We start from the raw sequence: 18,454 nt of genomic DNA on the forward strand, positions 1-18,454 counted from the left end.
GGCTCTAGGGGGTCAGGCGGGTCGGCGGGCGTGAAGTCTGGTGTGGCCCGGCGCGGCCAGTGCCTCGCGCAGGATGAGGCATTCGGCGGCGATCGAGGCGGCGATGACAGCCGGTTCCTTGCCTGAAATCCCGGCCATGCCGATCGGGCAGCGCAAGGCGCGGATGCGCTGCGCCGGCACGCCCATCTCGGCCAGGCGCTTGGCAAAGCGCGCCCGTTTGGTGGCCGAGCCGATCAACCCGACGCCGGCGACGCCGGCATGGGTGAGCGCGGCGGCGACAATGTCGAGATCGAGCTGATGGCTATGGGTCATCACCAGCACCTGGACGCCGGCCCCGGCCTTGGCCAGCACCGCGCGCGCCGGCCCGGCGGTCGGTTCGACATGGCCCGGGATCGGCGCTGGAAAGGCGCCGGGCCGCTCGTCGCACCAGACGACCCGGAACGGCAGCGGCGCCAGCGCCAGCACCAGGGCCCGGCCGACATGGCCGGCGCCGAACAACAGGATGGTGGGTGGCCGCTCGCCGAAGCTTTCGATATCCCGGTTGGCGATCGCCGGACCCTCGCCCACCTCAGGCTCGACCATGCGCCGGATCGTCCGGCCGCCAGGGTCCCGCCGGACGGCGACCGAAAAGGGCCCGGCGCGCTCGGCCGCGGCAAGCAGGCCGATCTCGGCGAGGTCGCTGACATCGAAGGCCTCGATGGTCAGCCGCACATGGCCGCCGCAGCATTGGCCAAGATCCGGCCCCAGCGCCTGGTCGATCGTCACGGTCGACCGCTCGGCCTGCGCCAGCACCGCCTGGGCCCTGGCCAGCGCCTGCCATTCCAGCGCGCCGCCGCCGATCGTGCCGTGAAACGCCCCGTCGGGCCTGACGATCATGCGCGCGCCGGCCTCCCGCGGGGTCGAGCCGCGGGCGGCAACAAGGCTGACCAGGGCGCATGAACCATGCGCCTTGATCATCGCCTCGATGCGCGGCCAGATCTCCATGTCTCAGCCTCCACGCGCGGCGCGCTGCGCCTCGCAGGCAAACAGGATGGCCTCAGGCGTGGCGGGCGCGTCAAGATCGACAGCATGAGCCGGATTCAAGGCATGAATAGCGTCGCCAATGGCCGAGAACACCGCATTGGCGAGCATCAGCGGCGGCTCGCCGACCGCCTTCGACCGGTAGATCGTCGCCTCGCGATTGGCGTGATCGAAAAAGGCGACGCGAAAATCGGCCGGCACGTCGCGCGCCGTCGGGATCTTGTAGGTCGACGGCGCATGGGTCCGGAGCCGGCCCTTGGCGTCGTAGACCAGCTCTTCCATGGTCAGCCAGCCCATGCCCTGCACGAAACCGCCTTCGATCTGGCCGATATCGATCGCCGGGTTCAGCGATTTTCCGACATCATGCAGGATATCGACGCGGTCGAGCGTGAATTCGCCGGTCCAGCTGTCCACCGTCACCTCGGCGCAGGCCGCGCCATAAGCAAAATAGAAGAATGGCCGGCCGGTCGCCTTGGGCCGGTCCCAGGTGATCTTGGGCGTGGCGTAGAAGCCGGCGGCGGAGAGATGGGTGCGCGCCAGATAGGCCTTTTTCACCACCTCGCCGAAAGACAGGACCTGATCGCCGGAGCGGACCTGGTCGTCGCCGAACAGGATGGTGCTGACCGGCACCTGCCAGTCGCGGGCGATGAACTCGGCGAGCCGCGCCTTGATCTCGGCCGCCGCGTTCTTCGCCGCCATGCCGTTCATGTCGGTGCCCGAGGAGGCCGCGGTCGGCGAGGTGTTCGGCACCTTGCCGGTATGGGTCGCAGTGATCTTCACCCGGTCGAGCGCGATGCCGAATTCCTCCGCCACCACCTGCGCCACCTTGATGAACAGGCCCTGGCCCATCTCGGTGCCGCCATGGTTCAGATGCACCGAACCGTCCTGATAGACATGGACCAGGGCGCCCGCCTGGTTGAGGAAGGTGGTGGTGAAGGAGATGCCGAATTTGACCGGCGTCAGCGCCAGCCCCTTCTTCAGCACCGTATTGTCGGCATTGAAGGCGGCGATGCCGGCGCGGCGCGCGCGATAATCCGCCGTCGTCTCGAGCTCGCGCATCACCTCGGCCGCGATATTGTCCTCGACCGTCATGCCATAGGGCGTGATGTTCCGGTCGCCGGTGCCATAGAGGTTGCGGTAGCGCACATCGAGCGGATCGAGGTCGAGCGCCCAGGCGATCCGGTCCATCAGGCGTTCGGCGAACAGCATGCCCTGCGGGCCGCCGAAGCCGCGAAACGCCGTATTCGACACGGTATTGGTCTTCATCCGGCGCGAATGGATCGCGACATCGGGGTAATAATAGGCATTGTCGGCGTGGAACATGGTGCGGTCGTTGATCGACGACGACAGGTCGTGGCTGTAGCCGCAGCGGCTGGCGAAATCGACCGCCACCGCGGTGACCCGGCCGTCAAGGTCATGGGCACAACGATAACCGGCGATGAAATCATGCCGCTTGCCGGTCATGATGAAATCATCGTCGCGGTCGAGCCGGACCTTGCACGGCCGTCCGGTCAGCCGCGCGGCCAGCGCCGCCATGGCGGCCCAGCCGCTCGCCTGGCTTTCCTTGCCGCCGAAGCCGCCACCCATGCGCCGGACCTCGACCGCCACCGCCGCATCGGCGATGCCGAGAACCCGCGCGACCACATGCTGCACTTCGCTCGGATGCTGGGTGGAGGAATGCACGGTGTAGCAACCGCCCTCCTCCGGCACGGCCAGCGCCGCCTGGCCCTCCAGGTAGAAATGCTCCTGGCCGCCGATCCTCAAACGTCCGTCGATGCGCTGCGCCGCTGCCGCCAGGACCGCCTCGGCGTCGCCGCGCCGGAACGCGTAATCCGCCATGATATCGGCATTGGCCGCCAGGGCGTCGTCGACCGAGACGAGCGACACCTCCTCGTCGATCTCGATGATCGCCCGCGCCACCGCGCGGCGCGCCGCGTCGCGCGTTTCGGCCACCACGGCAAAGATCACCTGGCCCTGGAATTCCACCCGGTCGACGGCGAACAGCGGATCGTCGCCGGCCACCGGGCTGACGTCGTTGACATTGGGAATGTCCCTGGCGGTCAGCACGGCGACGACGCCGGGCGCGGTCGCCACATCGGCGAGCTCGAGCCGCCTGATCCGCCCGCAGGCGGCCGGCGAGCCGCCGGGCGCGACGTGCAGCGTCCCCTCGGGTTCCCTGACATCGTCGATATAGGGCGCCGAGCCCTGCACATGCCGCTCGGCGGCATCATGCTGCACGGCCTGATGGACATGACGCTCAGCGGTCTGGCGTTTCTCGACGTTGCCAGGGGCGGGTTCAGGCGGCATGACCGGCATCCCTGAGATGACTGATCCGCGTCTCGTCGCGCCGGCCCGAGACGATTTCCGCCAGCGCCTTGCGCAGCAGGTTGACCGCGACGAGGCTGCGATAACGCGCTGACGCCCGGTGGTCGTCCATCGGCTGGAAATCATCGGCAAGCCGCGATATCGCCGCGTCGCAGGCCGCGCGATCGTCGATATCGAGCCCGGTCAGCGCCGCCTCGACGGTCGCAGCCCGCTTCGGCACACCGGCGAGGCCGCCAAAAGCCACCCGCACCGCCCGAATCCTGCGGCCATCAAGGCTGAGCTTCAGCGCACCCATGACCGAGGAAATGTCCTGGTCGTTGCGCTTGGCGATCTTGAAGGCGCGCAAATGGTCGTCCGGGCCGGGCCGCGGCACCACGACATGGGTGACGATCTCGTCGGCCGCGCGGTCCTGCCGGCCATAGGCCAGGAAGAAATCCTCCAGCGGCAGCGACCGTTCGGCAGCGCCGCGCCTGAGATGCAGCGTCGCGCCGAGCGCGATCAGCAAGGGCGGGCTGTCGCCGATCGGCGAGCCATTGGCGATATTGCCGCCGATCGTGCCGGTGGCGCGAACCTGGACCGATCCGAGCCGGTTGGCCCAGACGGCGACATCCGGGTCGAAGGCGGCAAGCGCCTGCTCGGCCTCGGCATAGGTCACCGCGGCACCGATCGTGAGACCCTCGGCGGCGTCGACGACCTGCCGGAGTTCGGCCACCCGTCCGGTGTGAACAAGCCTTGGCAAGGTCTTGAGTTGCTTGGTGATCCACAGGCCGACATCGGTCGCGCCGCCGACCAGGACAGCGTCGGGGTGACGGGTCATCAGGGCGCAAAGGCCGTCGAGCGACCGGGGCGCGGCAAAAAACGATGCTTCGTCGCCGACCAGCACGTCCCGGTCGTCGGCGAGAGCCGACAGCGCCTGTGCCGTCGCGGCTTCGCGTGCATGAAAGACATCGCCCGCCGGCGCGGCGCAGGCCTCCAGCGCCGCATCGACGATCGGCCGGTAGCCGGTGCAACGGCAGAGATTGCCGGCGATCCGCGTCAGCACCGCCTCGCGGCCGCCGGTCACCGCGCCGCCGTCCTGGTAGAGCGTGAACAGGCTCATCACGAAGCCCGGCGTGCAGAAACCGCATTGTGAGCCGTGATGCCTGACCATGGCGTCCTGCACCGGATGCAGCGCACTGCCCTCGGCCAGGTCCTCGACGGTCACCACCTCGCAGCCGTCGACCTGGCCGAGCAGCAGGATGCAGGCATTCACCGGCTCATAGACAAGGCGGCCGGCCTTGATGCGGCCGAGCGCCACCGTGCAGGCGCCGCAGTCGCCTTCGCCGCAGCCTTCCTTGGTTCCGGTCAGGCGCTTCTCGATGCGCAGCCAGTCCAGCAGCGTGGTCATCGGCTGGAACCGGTCGATTTCGACGGTCTGGCCCCGATGCAGGAAGCGGAGCGGGCGTGTTGCGCGCGTCATGATCCCCGATAGGTCGAATAGCCATAGGGCGAGAGCAGCAAGGGCACGTGGTAATGCTGGTCGAGGGCGGAAACGCCGAACCGCAGTTCGACGACATCCAGGAACGGCGGGTCGGTCAGCGCCACCCCGGCCGACCGGTGATAGGCCGCGACGTCGAACTCTAGGGCATAAGGCCCGGGCGCGATCGTCTTCGGCGTCAGCAGCGGCGTGTCGGCGCGGCCATCGGCATTGGTCGCGCCCTCGGCGACCAGGCTGCGGCCGGCGCCGTCGAGCCGGTACAGCCGGTAGCTGATCCCCGCCCCCGGCCGGCCGGCCGCGGTATCGAGAACATGGGTCGTCAGATATCCCGGCATGGCATTCCTCTGAGCGCAAAATGTGCCGGAGATCAGGGGCCGCGCAAAGCGGAATCTGTGGCCCGCCCGATCGCCGCCGCGATCTCTCGCCGCCTCCGGTATGACCCGGAAGCAGCGGCTCCGGCGCCAGCCGCTAGGCTCATGGGCACCGCCACCGATTCGCGCCATGCCCCCCGTCCGTCCGGTCCAACCGTCTTTTGCCGATCTGTTCACGCCGAAGCTCGTCACGGTGCTGCGCGAGGGCTACGGATCGCGCGACCTGCGCACCGATGCGATCGCCGGGCTGACCGTCGCGATCGTCGCCCTGCCCTTGTCCATGGCGATTGCCATCGCCTCCGGCGCGACACCCGACAAGGGGCTGATAACAGCCATTATCGGCGGACTGATCATCTCGGCGCTCGGCGGATCGCGTTTCCAGATCGGCGGGCCGGCCGGCGCCTTCATCCCGCTGGTCGCCAGCACCATCGCGATCCATGGTCATGACGGCCTGGTCATCGCCACCTTCATGGCCGGGCTCATGCTGATCGCGGTCGGCCTGCTCCGGCTCGGCAATTATATCAAATACATCCCCTATCCGGTCACCGTCGGCTTCACCTCCGGCATCGCCGTGATCATTTTTGTCGCTCAGGTCCGCGACCTCCTGGGGCTCGGCCTCGCCGGCCGCGAACCGCCCGAAGTGCTGCACAAGCTGCCGGTGCTGTGGGCGGCGCTGCCGACCGTCAACGGTTTCGCCATCGGCGTGACGCTGGTCTCGCTCGGACTGATCCTCGGCCTCAGGCGGTTCAGGCCGGCCTGGCCGGGGTTCCTGATCGCGGTGGTCGCCGGTTCGGTCGCGGCCGCCCTCGCCCATTGGCCGGTCGAAACCATTGGCTCGCGCTTCGGCGCCTTGCCATCGGGCATCGCCTGGCACGGCCTGCCCGGCCTGTCGCTTGGCCGCATCCGTGAACTGCTGGTGCCGGCGATCGCCATCGCCTTGCTCGGCGGCATCGAATCGCTGCTGTCGGCGGTTGTCGCCGACGGCATGACCGGCCGGCGTCACCGGTCGAATTGTGAACTGGTCGCGCAAGGCATCGCCAACATGGCCTCCGCCCTGTTCGGCGGCCTGCCGGTGACCGGCACCATCGCGCGCACCGCCACCAATGTCCGCGCCGGCGCGCGCGGTCCGGTTGCCGGCGTGCTGCACGCGGTCTTCCTGTTCATCGTCCTGGCCTTTGCCGGGGCGCTGATGGCCTATGTGCCGCTGGCGACGCTGGCAGCCGTGCTCGCCGTGGTCGCCTGGAACATGGCCGAGAAGCGCGAGTTCTGGTCGCTGATGAGAGCATCGCGCGGCGACGCGGTGGTGCTGCTGGCGGCCTTCTTGCTCACCGTCTTCGTCGACCTGACCGCCGGCATCGGGGTTGGCATCGTGCTCGGCGCGCTCTTGTTCATGCACCGCATGGCGGAAGCCATCCAGGTCGAGACCGAAATGCCTGTCGTCGACGAAGACGTCGCCGACAGCAGCCACCGCCATCCGGCCTTCGATCCGGCGATCGCCAGCGACAAGGATATCCTGGTCTACCGACTGAGCGGCGCGTTCTTCTTCGGCGCGGCCGGCACCGTCGGCGCGGTGTTCGACCGGCTCGGCCGGATGCCGAGGATCTTCGTCCTCGACATGGCGGGCGTACCGTTCCTCGACACGACCGGCGCCTATACGCTGGAGACCTTCGCCCACAAGCTGGAGCGCGCCGGCACCACCATGATCATTGCCGGCGCCAACCCCTCGGTCGCCAAGGCGCTCGGCCATTTCGGACTGCGCGAGCCGCGGATCCTGATGACCGAGACGGTCGAGACCGCGATGGTCGCGGCCGACGCGCGCCTGGCCCTTGGCGAGGCCTAGCGGCTGGAGCTGGCGACCACTGCGTTGAATCGCGGGTCATCGGCCGTGGAATTTCCGGCTTTCCTGTCCAAAAAAGCAGCCAGGCCGGCACGCGCTTCATCCGTATTGATTGCGCTGCAGAAGCTTTCGACCGCATGGCTGATCTCACTCCTGGTATCGGTCGCGCGCATGAACGCGTTGCGTGCAAGCTTCATGATGCCTGGCGGCTTCTCGGCAAAGGCATGGGCGAGCTCGAGGGCCGCATCGACGACTTTGTCGTCATCGACGACGCGGCTGACCAAGCCAAGGTCACAGGCCTCCTGGGCCGAGAAGGTGCGGCCGGTGAACAGAAGCTCGAAGGCACGGTGCTTTCCAACGATACGATGAAGATGCCCGAAATGGATCGCCGGGATCAGCCCGACATCGATTTCCGGGTAACCAAACGTGGCGCTCTTGCCGGCGATCAGGACGTCGTTCGAGATCGCCAGCGTCATGCCGCCGGCGCGTGCCGCACCGTTGACCGCTGCGATGGACGGCTTGCCAAGATGGTATTGTGCCTCGGACAGCTCGACGTAATGTTTTCGCAGCAGCGCGTGAATACTCTCGCCGTGGCCACCGCTGATAATATTGATATCCAGCCCTGCACTGAATCGGCGCGCTATGGCGCTTTCGAGAACGACAGCGCGGACGTCGTCATCGGCGCGCGCCTCGGCCAGGTGAGCGAGCAGATTTTCGACCATCGGCAGGCTCAGCGCATTGGCCGGAGCGTGATTGAGAACGATGCGCGCAACGTGGTTTTCGACGCGATATTGGATGTATGACATTCAGGCCACCTTGAATTCGAAATAGGCGCTAGTGCCACTGCACAGTGGTCATGACGGATTGATTGCCGCGAGCCGATCAATGCTCGGATGCCGGGGACAGGCCCGGGCAAGACGATGTGTTGACGTCACGGTGTGCTGGGCCACGGCGCGGATCCTGCGCCCGGTCGATCCAGTGCCCGCGCACCCGAGGACAATTCTCGTCTTGGCCGGGCTTGTCCCGGCCATCCACGACTTGATTGCCGCGAGCGGATGAATGCGTGGATGCCCGGGACAAGCCCGGGCAAGACGACGTGGTGCCAGCATGAGGAAGCGGTGCCAAGCCGCCATTGCGCCGCTGTCTCCATCAGCGCTGCGCCTATCCAGTCAAGGAGCCATACTCACCGAGCAGCGGTGCTAGGTCGCCGGGCCGAGACCGATCTGCCGTGCGACGTTCATCCACGTGTCGGTCGCACGTTCCAGGAATCGTGGGAGTTCGGCGCGCGGCACGACAAGAGCATCCGCGCCGCGGAGCCTCAACGCGTCCGCATAGTCCGCCCCGCTCGCGATAGGGTCGAAAGCGTCCTGCAATCGCGCCAGGACGTCAGCTGGAATTTTGGCGGGCGCCATCAATGAAAACCCGAAATCCAGGTCGAAGCCATCGAAGCCTGCTTCTTTCATCGTCGGAATCTCGGGAAGCACGGAAGAACGAGATGCCGACGTCACGGCGAGCCCGCGGATGGTGCCCGCGCGGATCTGCTCCGCCGATGTCGTGATGTTGTCGAACAGAAAATCCAGCTGTCCGGAGAGAATGTCGGTGAGGGCCGGAGCGCTCCCGCGATAGGCAACCGGAACGGCTTCGAACGCGGCCTTCTTCTGAAAGAGCAGGCTCAGGATGTGGGGCGAGGTGCCGTGTCCGAATGTCCCGAAGCTCAATCCCCTGGGCTGCCTGCGGCCAAGCTCGGCCAGTTCCTGAACCGTCTTGATATCGTGCTTCTTCGGCTGAACCACGAGGACGTTCGGCAGGGCTGCGGTGGTTCCGACCGGAACGAAGTCGTTCAGAGGCCGAAGCCTGGACGCTGGCATGAGAATCGGATTGAGCGCCTGCGTCGCAATGGTGGTGTGAAGCAGCGTGTAACCGTCGGGGTCCGCGTCGGCGACGGCTTGTGCTCCGATGTTGCCGGTTGCCCCGGCCCGGTTCTCGACAAAGACCTGCTGTCCAAGCGGTTCGCTCAGGGCTCTTGCAACAAGGCGAGCAACGAAGTCCGTCGGCCCTCCGGGAGCAAACGGGACAACGATCTTGATCGGCCGGGTCGGCCAATCAGCCGATGCGCGAGCGCGCGTCGCCATCAAGGACAGTCCACCAGCCACGACGCCGCGCCTTGAAATTCCTGTCATTTGCTTGTCTCGTTTCCGGCAAGTGTTTTGGGCTGCGTTCGCCCGCATCGCTGGTCAGTCTTCAGCGCTTGCAGCACGTCGGCCGTGTCCGCACCGAGCTCGAGACGCCGCCGCCGCGGCGCAGGCCGTTTCCCATTGATCGATAGCGGTAGCCCGACAAGCTTGATGGTCTCGCTGTCGGGAGTGTCCTGCATGATCTCCAGCGAAAGCGTTTGCGGGTGCGCCAGGGCTTCCGGGATCTCCATGATCGGCGCGCAAGGAATTCCCTTCGCCTCGAAGAGCGAAATCCATTCGTCGCGGGGCCTCTGTGCCAGGGCGCCAGCGATCAGGTTTTCGAGCGCCGTGCGGGCCCGCACACGTCCGTCATTCCTGGCGAAACGATCGTCCTGAGCCCATTGCGGATTGCCAAGGGCCTCGGCCAATCGCGCAAACAATCGATCGTTGCCCGCGGCGACGATCAACGGGCCGGTTGCGGTCGGAAATGCGCCGTAGGGCACAACCGACGGATGACCGGAGCCCATGCGCTCGGGCCGAGCCCCCGATGCGAGATGATTGGCGATCGGGATCCCTGCCCAGCAGAGCGCGGTTTCGAACAGCGAGGTTTGCAGCAGGCAGCCTTCTCCGGTCCTGGCGCGATTGTTCAGCGCTGCCAATATCCCGATCGCGGCCCACATGCCGGCGCCCAGGTCGTTGATCGAAGGGCCGGTTCGAACCGGCATCCCGCCTGGCTCTCCCGTGATGCTCATGACGCCGCTGAAGGCTTGAACAAGGAGTTCGTAGCCGGGCCGCTTGTTGAGCGGTCCCTTATGACCGAAGGCACCGATATCCGCGTAAACCAGGCTTGGATATTTCTCGCGCAAGGCCTTGGCGCCAAGGCCGAGCGCCTCGGCTGCTCCCGGCCTCAGGTTGTGAACGAAGACGTCGGCCGTGCCGATCAGCGCGACAATGCTTTGAAGACCCTGGGGCGTTTTGAGATCGAGCACCACACTGCGCTTGTTGCGGTTCATCTGGTGAAACAGCGCTGCGTCGCCTTCCCAATAGGGCGGGCCCCAACCGCGCGCATCGTCGCCCCCCTTGGGCTTCTCCACCTTGATGACATCGGCTCCGAGATCACCAAGGATCTCCGCGGCAAAGGGCGCCGCAAGAATTTGGCCGAGCTCAACCACTCGGACGCCACTTAACAAAGCCATCGCTAACTCTGGTCGAAGGAGAGGAGCGCTGGACATCCAGCCATCAACTCGTATCCGAGGGCGGCCTGGCTGGATAAGACAGAGTCGATCTGGGAGTCATACCGCTTTGTTATGGCTACCCACGAAACGTCCAGGCCACCGTTTTTCATCGACCAGGTGCCGCGCCGTCGCGATGAGCAGCGCCTCGACCGCGACGGTGGCCCGCGTCGGAGGAATTTCGCTGGATCGGCATAAGATGACGCGTCGGGAAATGACGGGCTCGATGATGCGCCTCGCGCCCAGGCTGCCATCGGCGAGCTCGGCCTGGACCGAGGCTTGCGTCAGGATCGTATGCCCGACCTCCGCAGCGACGAAATCCTTCAGCTGAGGCACCGCGTCGACCTCGCCAACGACATCAAGGGAAAGCCGGTTCTTCCTTGCATAGCCGTCGATCAGCTCGCGCAAGCTGTGGGGGCGACCAGGCAGGATCAGCGGCAGCTTTGCGACGTCGTCGAGCGTGACGTTTGGTTGGCGTTTGTTGCCGCGTTTATCGGCCGGGCTGATCAGATAGAGGTCCTCTTCGACCAGCGGCTCTTCGTGAATGGCCGGATCCTTCTGCGCTCTGAAGGTGATGCCGAGATCAATCTGGCGCTGTCGCAGCAGGGTTGGGACATGACCCGTATTGCTTTCGCTGAAGCGCAGCGAGACGCGGGGAAGCTCTGACGCCACGCGCCGGAAGACCGGCAGCGCGAGCACTTTTGCGATGGACTGCGTCATCGACAGAACCACGTCGCCGACAGCCGATGCCGCGTGACCCCTCACCTCTTCTCGCGCCAAGTCGACTTTGGCCAGAATGTCCCGTGCGTGCTGATAGAGACGTGCCCCGCTCTCGGTTGTTGTCACGCCGCGCGCGGTGCGATGCAGCAATTCCGTATCGAGTTCCTGCTCGAGGTTGAGGATGTGAAGGCTCAATGCCGGTTGGGCAACCCGCAGGCGCAATGCGGCCCGAGAAATCGAACCTTCCTCAACCACCGCGGCGAAATAGGTGAGGGTTCGCAAGTTCATCGACAAAGAATTGGCCTGCCCCTCAACGCGGTGCCCAGGGCCGGTTCGGAACCTGGCCGCTGGTGGCCAGCGTTTGCGCCGGCCGGAACGAAGCCTAGGCGGCTGCGGAGGCTGGCGGCAAGGCGGATATGCTCAGGCGAGCCGCGCGCGACCGATGGCCGGCCTTGCGGCCTTTAGCTTTTAACGGCAATCGCCGATGACATATCCATCGCCGCCGCGACAATGGCGCGTCTCAACCAGATGTGCCTGGGCGCGTCTTGCTGGCGCGCGTGCCAGGCGAGGCTCATCGTGAAACTGCCAAGATCGAGCGGCGGCGGCAACGATACGAAGCGCCTCATGTCGGCGGCCGCTCGTGCCAGGCTCGACGGCAGGGTCATGATCAGGTCGGAGCGAGCGGCGATCTCGACGGCCGCGAAGAAGTTCGGCACGCGCAGCTTCACCCGTCGCGTTCGCCCCATCCGCGCAAGCACCTCATCGACCGGTGCAGGCCCGACGCCGGTGACGCTCACCACGATATGCTCAAGCGCCAGAAAGCGGTCGAGCGTGAGTTTTCCGGCGAGCGCGGGGTGATGCGCCCGCATCAGCGTCACCAGTTCTTCGTCATAAAGGCGGCGGCGCTGGATGCCGGCCGGCGCCTCGTCGATCAGCGCCACCATCGCGTCCGCGGCACCCTGCTCCAGCGCTTCGATCCCGTTCGTGCCCGGCGCGACAATATCGAGATCGAGGGACGGTGCCTCGCGGGCGAGGCGGGCGAGCAGATGCGGCGTGAGCACGGCGGCCTGGAGATCGGGCATGAGAAGCCGGATTCGACCCGTCGCCGTCGCGGGATCGAACGCGTTCGCCTCCAATATTTCTCCAACCCCTGCCAATATCCTGCGCAGCACCGGGCGCACCTCTTCGGCACGGGCGCTGAGGATGTAGCCGCCCGGCCCATCGACCAGCAGCGCGTCCGAAAACAGCGCGCGCAATCGCCCGAGCGCTCGGCTGGCGGCCGGCTGGCTCATGCCGAGCCGCAGGGCGGCCCGCGTGACGTTCTTCTCGTCCAGCAGCGCCTCGAGCGCCACCAGCAGGTTGAGATCGATCCGGCGTAAATCCACTTCGCGCATGCTGACTATATACGTCATGCATTGGACGCATGGAAATCCCGCGCCTATCGGTTCCGCTATCGAGCGAACTGACGGAGTGACCATCATGCATGTTGTGTTTGGAGCAAACGGACGCGCCGGCGGCGAGACGGCGCGCGCCCTCATCGAACGCGGCGAGGCCGTGCGTGTCGTCCTGCGTCGCAAGGAACAGGGTGAAACATGGACAGCCCTCGGCGCGGAGGTGGCCGTCGCGCACATGGAGGATGCCGACGCGATGGCCGATGCGCTCAACGGCGCGTCGGCAGCGTTCCTGGTCAATCCGCCGCCGGTGAGCGGTGATCCCTATGCGCGCACGGAAGAACTCGGCGCGGCGCTGGCCGATGCGGCACGCCGGGCGCGTCTGCCCAAGGCCGTTGTCCTGTCGTCGATCGGAGCCCAGCATGCCTCCGGTACCGGCGTCATCGCCACCCTCAACCGGTTCGAGGCACTGCTTGACGGGGTGGCACCGACGACCACCTTCCTGCGGTCGGGCTATTTTGTCGAGACCTGGGGCGAGGTGGCGGAAACCGTCATGTCGGAAAGCGTGCTGCCGAGCTTTCTCGAGCCCTCGCAGAAAATCCCGATGGTGAGCACGATCGATGTCGGGCGGGCGGCGGCAACCCTGCTGTGCGAGGAATGGACCGGGAAGCGGGTCGTCGAGCTCGCCGGACCGGAAGACTGGAGCGCCGGCGACGTGGCGGCGGCCTTCGCGGAGGTTCTCGGCCGCCCGGTGGTGCCGGTGCCGGTGCCGCCGGAGCGCCGCGCCGCGCTGCTCGCCGAGGCAGGCGTGCCCGCCGAGGTGGCGAGCGCGCTTCTCGGCATGTATGAGGCAATCGCCAACGGCCTGTTCATGCACCAGGACGGCTACGAACACCGGCGCGGCACGATTTCTCTGGCGACAGCGATAGAGCGCATTGTCGCAACGCTCGAGCCGGCCGGCCACTGATCCTTAAGCCGGCTAGCGAGGCCTCCGGATACGATCCTGAGCAAGTCGAACCTGCCCTAGCGCGCCGGCCGTGCCTTGCCGAACAACAGGCCTATGCCGAGGAGATAGAGGCTGGTCGCGGCGAGCGGTAGCGTCACCCAGGGCCCCGGCGCGAGATCGGCGACCAGCGTTGCGATCGACGCCAGGGCCCACACCGTGAGCACGACAAGCGTCAGGGCGCGCAACCGGGCGACCCGGAACGGGTGGATCACCACGATCGGCGCGAAGGTCGCCGCCGCCAGCACGACGACGGCCGCGGCGGTTTGCCAAGGCCCCGGCCGGAACACGAAGAACAGAAAGATCACGCCGTTCCAGACCGCCGGAAAGCCGCGAAAGCCGCCTTCCGCCGTCTTCATCTCGGCATCGGCGAAATAGAACGCCGAGGAAATGAGAATAAGCGCCGCGAAAACCAGCTCATGGCCTGATGGCAGCAGCCCGCCGGCCACCAGGGCATAGGTCGGCACCATCACATAGGTCAGGAAATCCACCACGAGGTCCAGGATGTCGCCGGAAAAGCGCGGCAGCACCTGTTTGACCCTGGCCGCGCGCGCCAGCGTGCCGTCGATGCCGTCGACCAGCAGCGCCACCGCCAGCCAGGCGAACATCACGGCCCAGCGCCTGTCGACCGCCGCCTGCAAGGCCAGAAAGCCGAGCACCGCCCCGCAAGCCGTGAAGCCATGGACGGCAAAGGCGGCCAGCAGCCGACGCCCGGATGCGCCCGTGTCGCTCACGCTTTGCTCCGATCGGCTGTTCGGACCTGGACCATCAGGCGTGAGCCTCCTCGCGTCCTGATTGTTAGATCGCGGACCGGGCGAACCGTCAACGCGACCATCGACCGCTTTGACCGGCAGCGCCACGGTGTTAGGTCTGGGCCATCCGGAAGCCCATGATGAGCCTGACCACCAAGCCCGCCAAGACAGCCGCCGAGCAGCCCAAAACGGTCGCGACGCGCCCGAAGACGATCGCCAAGCCGGCGGCCACGCCGGACGACCGGACCGACGTGGTGATCGTCGGCGCGGGCCCCGCCGGCCTGTTTGCCGCGCTCGCCCTGCATTCGGCCGGCCTTGGCGCCGTCATCGCCGCCGGCCCGCGCCGCGCCGGCCTCGACCAGCGGACCAGCGCCCTGCTCGACGGATCGGTCAAGGCGCTGGCGACCCTCGGCGTCTGGCCTGATATCGCCGACCAGGCCGCGCCGCTGCGCGTCATGCGGCTCGTCGACGATACCGGCCGGCTGATCCGGGCGCCGCTGTTCGAGGGACGCTCGGACGAGATCGGCCTCGATGCCTTCGGCTACAACATTGCCAATGCCGACCTCAATGCCGGCCTGCGCGCCGCGGTGGACCGCGCCGGCATCCCGGTCGTCGACGAGGCCGTGACATCGGTCGCGATTGGCAGCGAGGGGGTCGCCGCGACCCTGGTGTCGGGTCGTATCCTGAGCGCCCGGCTGGTGGCCGGCGCCGATGGACGCGAGTCCATCGTGCGCCGGACCGCGGGCATCGAGACCGTCGAGACCCGTTATCCGCAGACCGCCGTCACGGCGAATTTCGGCCATTCCCGGCCGCATGACGACATCTCGACCGAATTCCACACCAGGACCGGGCCGTTCACCCTGGTGCCCCTGCCCGGTCAGCGCTCCAGCCTGGTCTGCGTCGTCACGCCTGACGACGCCGCGCGCATGCTGGCGCTCGACGATGCCGCCTTCTCGCGCGAGATCGAACGGCGATCGCAGGCCATCCTCGGCAAGGTCACGGTCGAGCCGGGCCGCGGCCGGTTCGATCTTTCCGTGGTCACGCCGAAGCGCTTCGGCGTGTTCCGCGCCGCCCTGATCGGCGAGGCCGCCCATGTCGTCCCGCCGATCGGCGCGCAGGGGCTCAATCTCGGTTTGCGCGACGGCGCCGCTCTGGCCGACTGCCTCGCCGATGTTCTGGCCTCAGGCGCGGATATTGGCGGCGAAGCCGCGATGGACGCCTATGACCGCGCCCGGCGCGCCGACATCGTCAGCCGCTCGCTGGCCATTCACGCCCTGAACCGCTCGCTCTTGTCCGACTTCATGCCGGTTCACGGCCTGCGCGGCCTGGGCCTCTGGCTGATGGACCAGGTCGGCCCGCTCCGGCGCGCCTTCATGCGCGAGGGCCTGCAGCCGGGCCATGCCCAGCCGCGCCTGATGCGCGGCGAAATGCCCGATCATGCCGCGTAGGGGTGTCAGGCCGGAAACAGATTGATCGGCAGCATCTCGTGCTTCACCAGATAGAGCACGCTGGTCAGCGTCACCACCGAAACGACGGTTCCGAGCAGCACCGCGTTGGAGGCTTCTTCGACCCAGGTGTCGTAGTGCCGGGCAATGATGAAGACATTGAGCGCCGGCGGCAGGCAGGCCATCAGCGCCGCGGTGAAGATCCAGGAGGGCTCGAACGTGCCGAGCGCCGACAGGATCACGATCACCAGCACCGGATGGATGATCAGCTTCAGGATCAGGATCGGTGAAATCGCGGTCGCGACCCGCGCCAGCGCCGCGAAACTCTCCATCCGCAGCGCCACCGTCACGCCGAGCGTGAACAGCGCCACCGGCGCCGCCGCCGACTGCAGGAAGGCGAGCAGGCGATCGAGCATTTCCGGCGGCTCGAACTTCACCATGGCCGATGCCACGCCGGCAAGCGTCGCCAGGATGAAGGGATGGCTGATGATGCCGACCGTCGTTTCCAGCATGATCGAGCCGAGCGACCTCCGGCTGCCACCCGACAGCGCCATCAGCAGCGGCACCAGCGAGAACAGCAGGATATTGTCGAAGCAGAAGATCAGCGCGACCGGCACGGCGGCTTCCGGGCCAATGGTCGAGAACGCCAGTCCCGGCCCCATATAGCCGATATTGCCATAGGCCGCGCAGACGCCGGCCACCGTCGCGAAGCGCATATTGCCGCGCGAACGCCACATCACATAGGCAAAGCCGAGGGCGAAGACCGTATAGGTCGCCAGCGTCGTGCCGACCACGAAAGGCACATTGTTGAGCTTCTCGAGCGGCGTCTTCGCCAGGATCCGGTAGAACAGCGCCGGCAGCGCCACATAGATCAGGAAGAAGTTCATCCAGGCGAGGCCCGATTCCGGGATCGCCGTGCCGCGCCACGCCTTGAACCGGGCCGTGAAGAAGCCGAGCGCGATCAGCCCGAAGAACGGCATCGCGAGATTGAGAACCTGGATCATGCGGAAGAACCGGCCGCGCCTTGGATCGGGCGTGGTTGAGCGCTAGCGGCGCCAACCCCGCCGGTCAACGCGGCGATGCGCAGGGGCTCAATGCAGCTCGGAGCGGCGGGTGTGATATTCGCCGGTCTCGTCGCGCTCGAACACCTCGTCGACCTGCGGGTGGCGCACCGGATCGCCGCTCATGTCGGCCTCCAGGTTCTGCTCCGAGACATAGGCGACGTATTCGGTCTCGGCGTTCTCGGCGAACAGATGGTAGAACGGCTGATCCTTCGAGGGGCGGATCTCCTTCGGGATCGAATCGTACCATTCGTCGGTATTGGAGAAGGTCGGATCGACGTCGAACACCACGCCCCGGAACGGATAGAACCGATGCCGGACGACCTGGCCGATCTTGAATTTTGCGACCCGGGGCTTGTCCATTACGCTCACTCGGCGTCTCGCGAAGGGTTCGGGGTGATTTGAAGCGCGCGACAAGAACGCCAACATACCGTCCTGTCAACCAAAGCTTCAGGAATCCGTCACAATCGAGACGAAAGACCGCGCCGCCGGCACCCTGCGAGGCGCCCTCCCGGCCGGTCGGGCCGGCTGCGCTTTGATCTGATACGCGCCAGCGGTGCTTTTGGTTCAGTTGGCCGTGCTGCCGGCGGCTGCCGGCGACAACGCGTAGCGGGCCGCGAAATCGGGATCTTTCGCCGCCACGATCCTGGCGAGGTCGACCATGACCTTGGCCTGTTTCCAGGTGGCATCGTCCTGCATCTTGCCGTCGATCATCACCGCGCCGGTGCCGTCGGGCATGGCCGCGAGAATCCTGGCCGCGAAGGCGACTTCGGCCGGATCGGGCGAATAGACCCGCTTGGCGATGTCGATCTGGCTCGGATGCAGCGTCCAGGCGCCGGCGCAGCCCATCAGGAAGGCATTGCGGAACTGGGTCTCGCAGGCCACCGGATCGGAGAAGTCGCCGAACGGACCGTAAAAGGCCTTCAGGCCGTTGGCGGCACAGGCATCGACCATCTTGGCGATGGTGTAGTGCCAGAGATCCTGCTGGTAGGACGCCCTCGGCGCATCCGGCGCGCCGGCATCGGCCACCACCCGGTAGTCGGGATGACCGCCACCAACCCGCGTGGTCTTCATGGCGCGCGACGCCGCGAGGTCGGCCGGCCCGAGGCTCATGCCGTGCATGCGCGGCGAGGCCGAGGCAATGTCGTCGACATTCTTCACGCCTTCGGCGGTCTCCAGGATGGCGTGGATCAGGATCGGCTTGCCGATGCCATGTTTCGCCTCGAGCTGCGCCAGCAACTGGTCGAGATAATGGATGTCCCAGGCGCCTTCGACCTTCGGCAGCATGATGACGTCGAGCTTGTTGCCGACCGCCGCGACGATTTCGGTCAGGTCATCCAGGATCCAGGGCGAGTTCAGCGCATTGACCCGGGTCCAGACGCCGGTCGTGCCGAAATCGGTCGCCTTGACCATGTCGATGAAGCCGCGGCGGGCCGCCTCCTTGGCGTCGAGCGGAATGGCGTCCTCGAGATTGCCGAGCACGACATCGACCGAGCCGGCGAGTTCGGGAACCTTGGCGCGCACCTTCTCGATATGCGGCGGCACGAAGTGGATCATCCGCTCGAGCCGGACCGGCAGTTCCCGGTAGGGTTCCGGCGCGCCGATGGCGAGCGGCTTATAGACGTTGCGCGGCAGTTTCATGGACC

16 protein-coding genes are annotated in these 18,454 nt (G+C 66.7%); 3 read left to right on the forward strand and 13 right to left on the reverse strand.

Translation table 11 applies throughout. The annotated features are described in order from the left end of the window. Positions 1–12: 12 nt before the first annotated feature. Genes xdhC through uraH form a run of 4 tightly spaced genes read right to left on the reverse strand, consistent with a single transcriptional unit; the run spans position 13 to position 5,157 of the window. Positions 13–984, reverse strand: coding sequence for a xanthine dehydrogenase accessory protein XdhC (xdhC, locus tag E8M01_RS31610; RefSeq protein ID WP_136963795.1), 972 nt, complete (start codon positions 982–984; stop codon positions 13–15). Between the two features lie 3 nt (positions 985–987). Continuing rightward, a complete protein-coding gene (xdhB, locus tag E8M01_RS31615) occupies positions 988–3,327 on the reverse strand; it encodes a xanthine dehydrogenase molybdopterin binding subunit (protein WP_136963796.1) in 2,340 nt (779 codons plus the stop codon). After that, positions 3,317–4,804, reverse strand: coding sequence for a xanthine dehydrogenase small subunit (gene xdhA, locus E8M01_RS31620; RefSeq protein ID WP_136963797.1), 1,488 nt, complete (start codon positions 4,802–4,804; stop codon positions 3,317–3,319). Before xdhA ends, xdhB begins: the two co-directional genes overlap by 11 nt. After that, the gene (gene uraH, locus E8M01_RS31625) at positions 4,801–5,157 is read right to left on the reverse strand and encodes a hydroxyisourate hydrolase (protein WP_136963798.1); all 357 of its coding nucleotides are present in this window, start codon (positions 5,155–5,157) and stop codon (positions 4,801–4,803) included. The genes xdhA and uraH overlap by 4 nt, the downstream gene beginning before the upstream one ends. A gap of 166 nt (positions 5,158–5,323) precedes the next feature. Here uraH and E8M01_RS31630 point away from each other — a divergent pair, with 166 nt between their 5' ends. Further along, the gene (locus E8M01_RS31630) at positions 5,324–7,033 is read left to right on the forward strand and encodes a SulP family inorganic anion transporter (RefSeq protein WP_136963799.1); all 1,710 of its coding nucleotides are present in this window, start codon (positions 5,324–5,326) and stop codon (positions 7,031–7,033) included. On the opposite strand, the gene E8M01_RS31635 is transcribed toward E8M01_RS31630, so the two are convergent. The 5 genes from E8M01_RS31635 to E8M01_RS31655 all read right to left on the reverse strand — a co-directional run bounded on the left by E8M01_RS31635 (position 7,030) and on the right by E8M01_RS31655 (position 12,550). Further along, a complete protein-coding gene (locus tag E8M01_RS31635) occupies positions 7,030–7,836 on the reverse strand; it encodes an enoyl-CoA hydratase/isomerase family protein (RefSeq protein WP_136963800.1) in 807 nt (268 codons plus the stop codon). The genes E8M01_RS31630 and E8M01_RS31635 overlap by 4 nt on opposite strands. Positions 7,837–8,229: 393 nt before the next feature. After that, complete coding sequence (locus E8M01_RS31640; protein ID WP_215908830.1) at positions 8,230–9,162, reverse strand: Bug family tripartite tricarboxylate transporter substrate binding protein; 933 nt, start codon at positions 9,160–9,162, stop codon at positions 8,230–8,232. A 44-nt stretch (positions 9,163–9,206) separates the two neighbouring features. After that, the gene (locus E8M01_RS31645) at positions 9,207–10,400 is read right to left on the reverse strand and encodes a CaiB/BaiF CoA transferase family protein (protein ID WP_136963802.1); all 1,194 of its coding nucleotides are present in this window, start codon (positions 10,398–10,400) and stop codon (positions 9,207–9,209) included. Positions 10,401–10,496: 96 nt separating this feature from the next. Beyond that, positions 10,497–11,444, reverse strand: coding sequence for a LysR family transcriptional regulator (locus E8M01_RS31650; RefSeq protein WP_170182157.1), 948 nt, complete (start codon positions 11,442–11,444; stop codon positions 10,497–10,499). Between the two features lie 173 nt (positions 11,445–11,617). Next, complete coding sequence (locus E8M01_RS31655; RefSeq protein ID WP_170182245.1) at positions 11,618–12,550, reverse strand: LysR substrate-binding domain-containing protein; 933 nt, start codon at positions 12,548–12,550, stop codon at positions 11,618–11,620. Between the two features lie 85 nt (positions 12,551–12,635). Between E8M01_RS31655 and E8M01_RS31660 the strand changes: the two genes are divergently transcribed. Beyond that, on the forward strand, positions 12,636–13,514 hold the full coding sequence (locus E8M01_RS31660; RefSeq protein ID WP_136963805.1) for an NmrA family NAD(P)-binding protein: 879 nt from the start codon (positions 12,636–12,638) through the stop codon (positions 13,512–13,514). A 56-nt stretch (positions 13,515–13,570) separates the two neighbouring features. Here the strand turns inward: E8M01_RS31660 and E8M01_RS31665 are convergent, their stop codons facing one another. Beyond that, positions 13,571–14,284, reverse strand: coding sequence for a CDP-alcohol phosphatidyltransferase family protein (locus E8M01_RS31665; protein WP_136963806.1), 714 nt, complete (start codon positions 14,282–14,284; stop codon positions 13,571–13,573). A gap of 158 nt (positions 14,285–14,442) precedes the next feature. Between E8M01_RS31665 and E8M01_RS31670 the strand changes: the two genes are divergently transcribed. Beyond that, positions 14,443–15,750, forward strand: coding sequence for a UbiH/UbiF family hydroxylase (locus tag E8M01_RS31670; RefSeq protein WP_136963807.1), 1,308 nt, complete (start codon positions 14,443–14,445; stop codon positions 15,748–15,750). 5 nt (positions 15,751–15,755) lie between these two features. Here E8M01_RS31670 and E8M01_RS31675 read toward each other — a convergent pair whose 3' ends face one another. The 3 genes from E8M01_RS31675 to E8M01_RS31685 form a co-directional block, all read right to left on the reverse strand. Then, a complete protein-coding gene (locus tag E8M01_RS31675) occupies positions 15,756–16,751 on the reverse strand; it encodes an AEC family transporter (protein ID WP_136963808.1) in 996 nt (331 codons plus the stop codon). Between the two features lie 87 nt (positions 16,752–16,838). Then, positions 16,839–17,171 carry a heat shock protein HspQ gene (gene hspQ, locus E8M01_RS31680; protein ID WP_136963809.1) on the reverse strand — a complete coding sequence of 111 codons (333 nt, stop codon included), beginning with the start codon at positions 17,169–17,171 and terminating at the stop codon, positions 16,839–16,841. Positions 17,172–17,375: 204 nt separating this feature from the next. Next, positions 17,376–18,449, reverse strand: coding sequence for an HpcH/HpaI aldolase/citrate lyase family protein (locus E8M01_RS31685; RefSeq protein WP_136963810.1), 1,074 nt, complete (start codon positions 18,447–18,449; stop codon positions 17,376–17,378). Positions 18,450–18,454 lie beyond the last annotated feature (5 nt).

The organism is Phreatobacter stygius, assembly GCF_005144885.1.
Lineage (GTDB): Bacteria > Pseudomonadota > Alphaproteobacteria > Rhizobiales > Phreatobacteraceae > Phreatobacter > Phreatobacter stygius.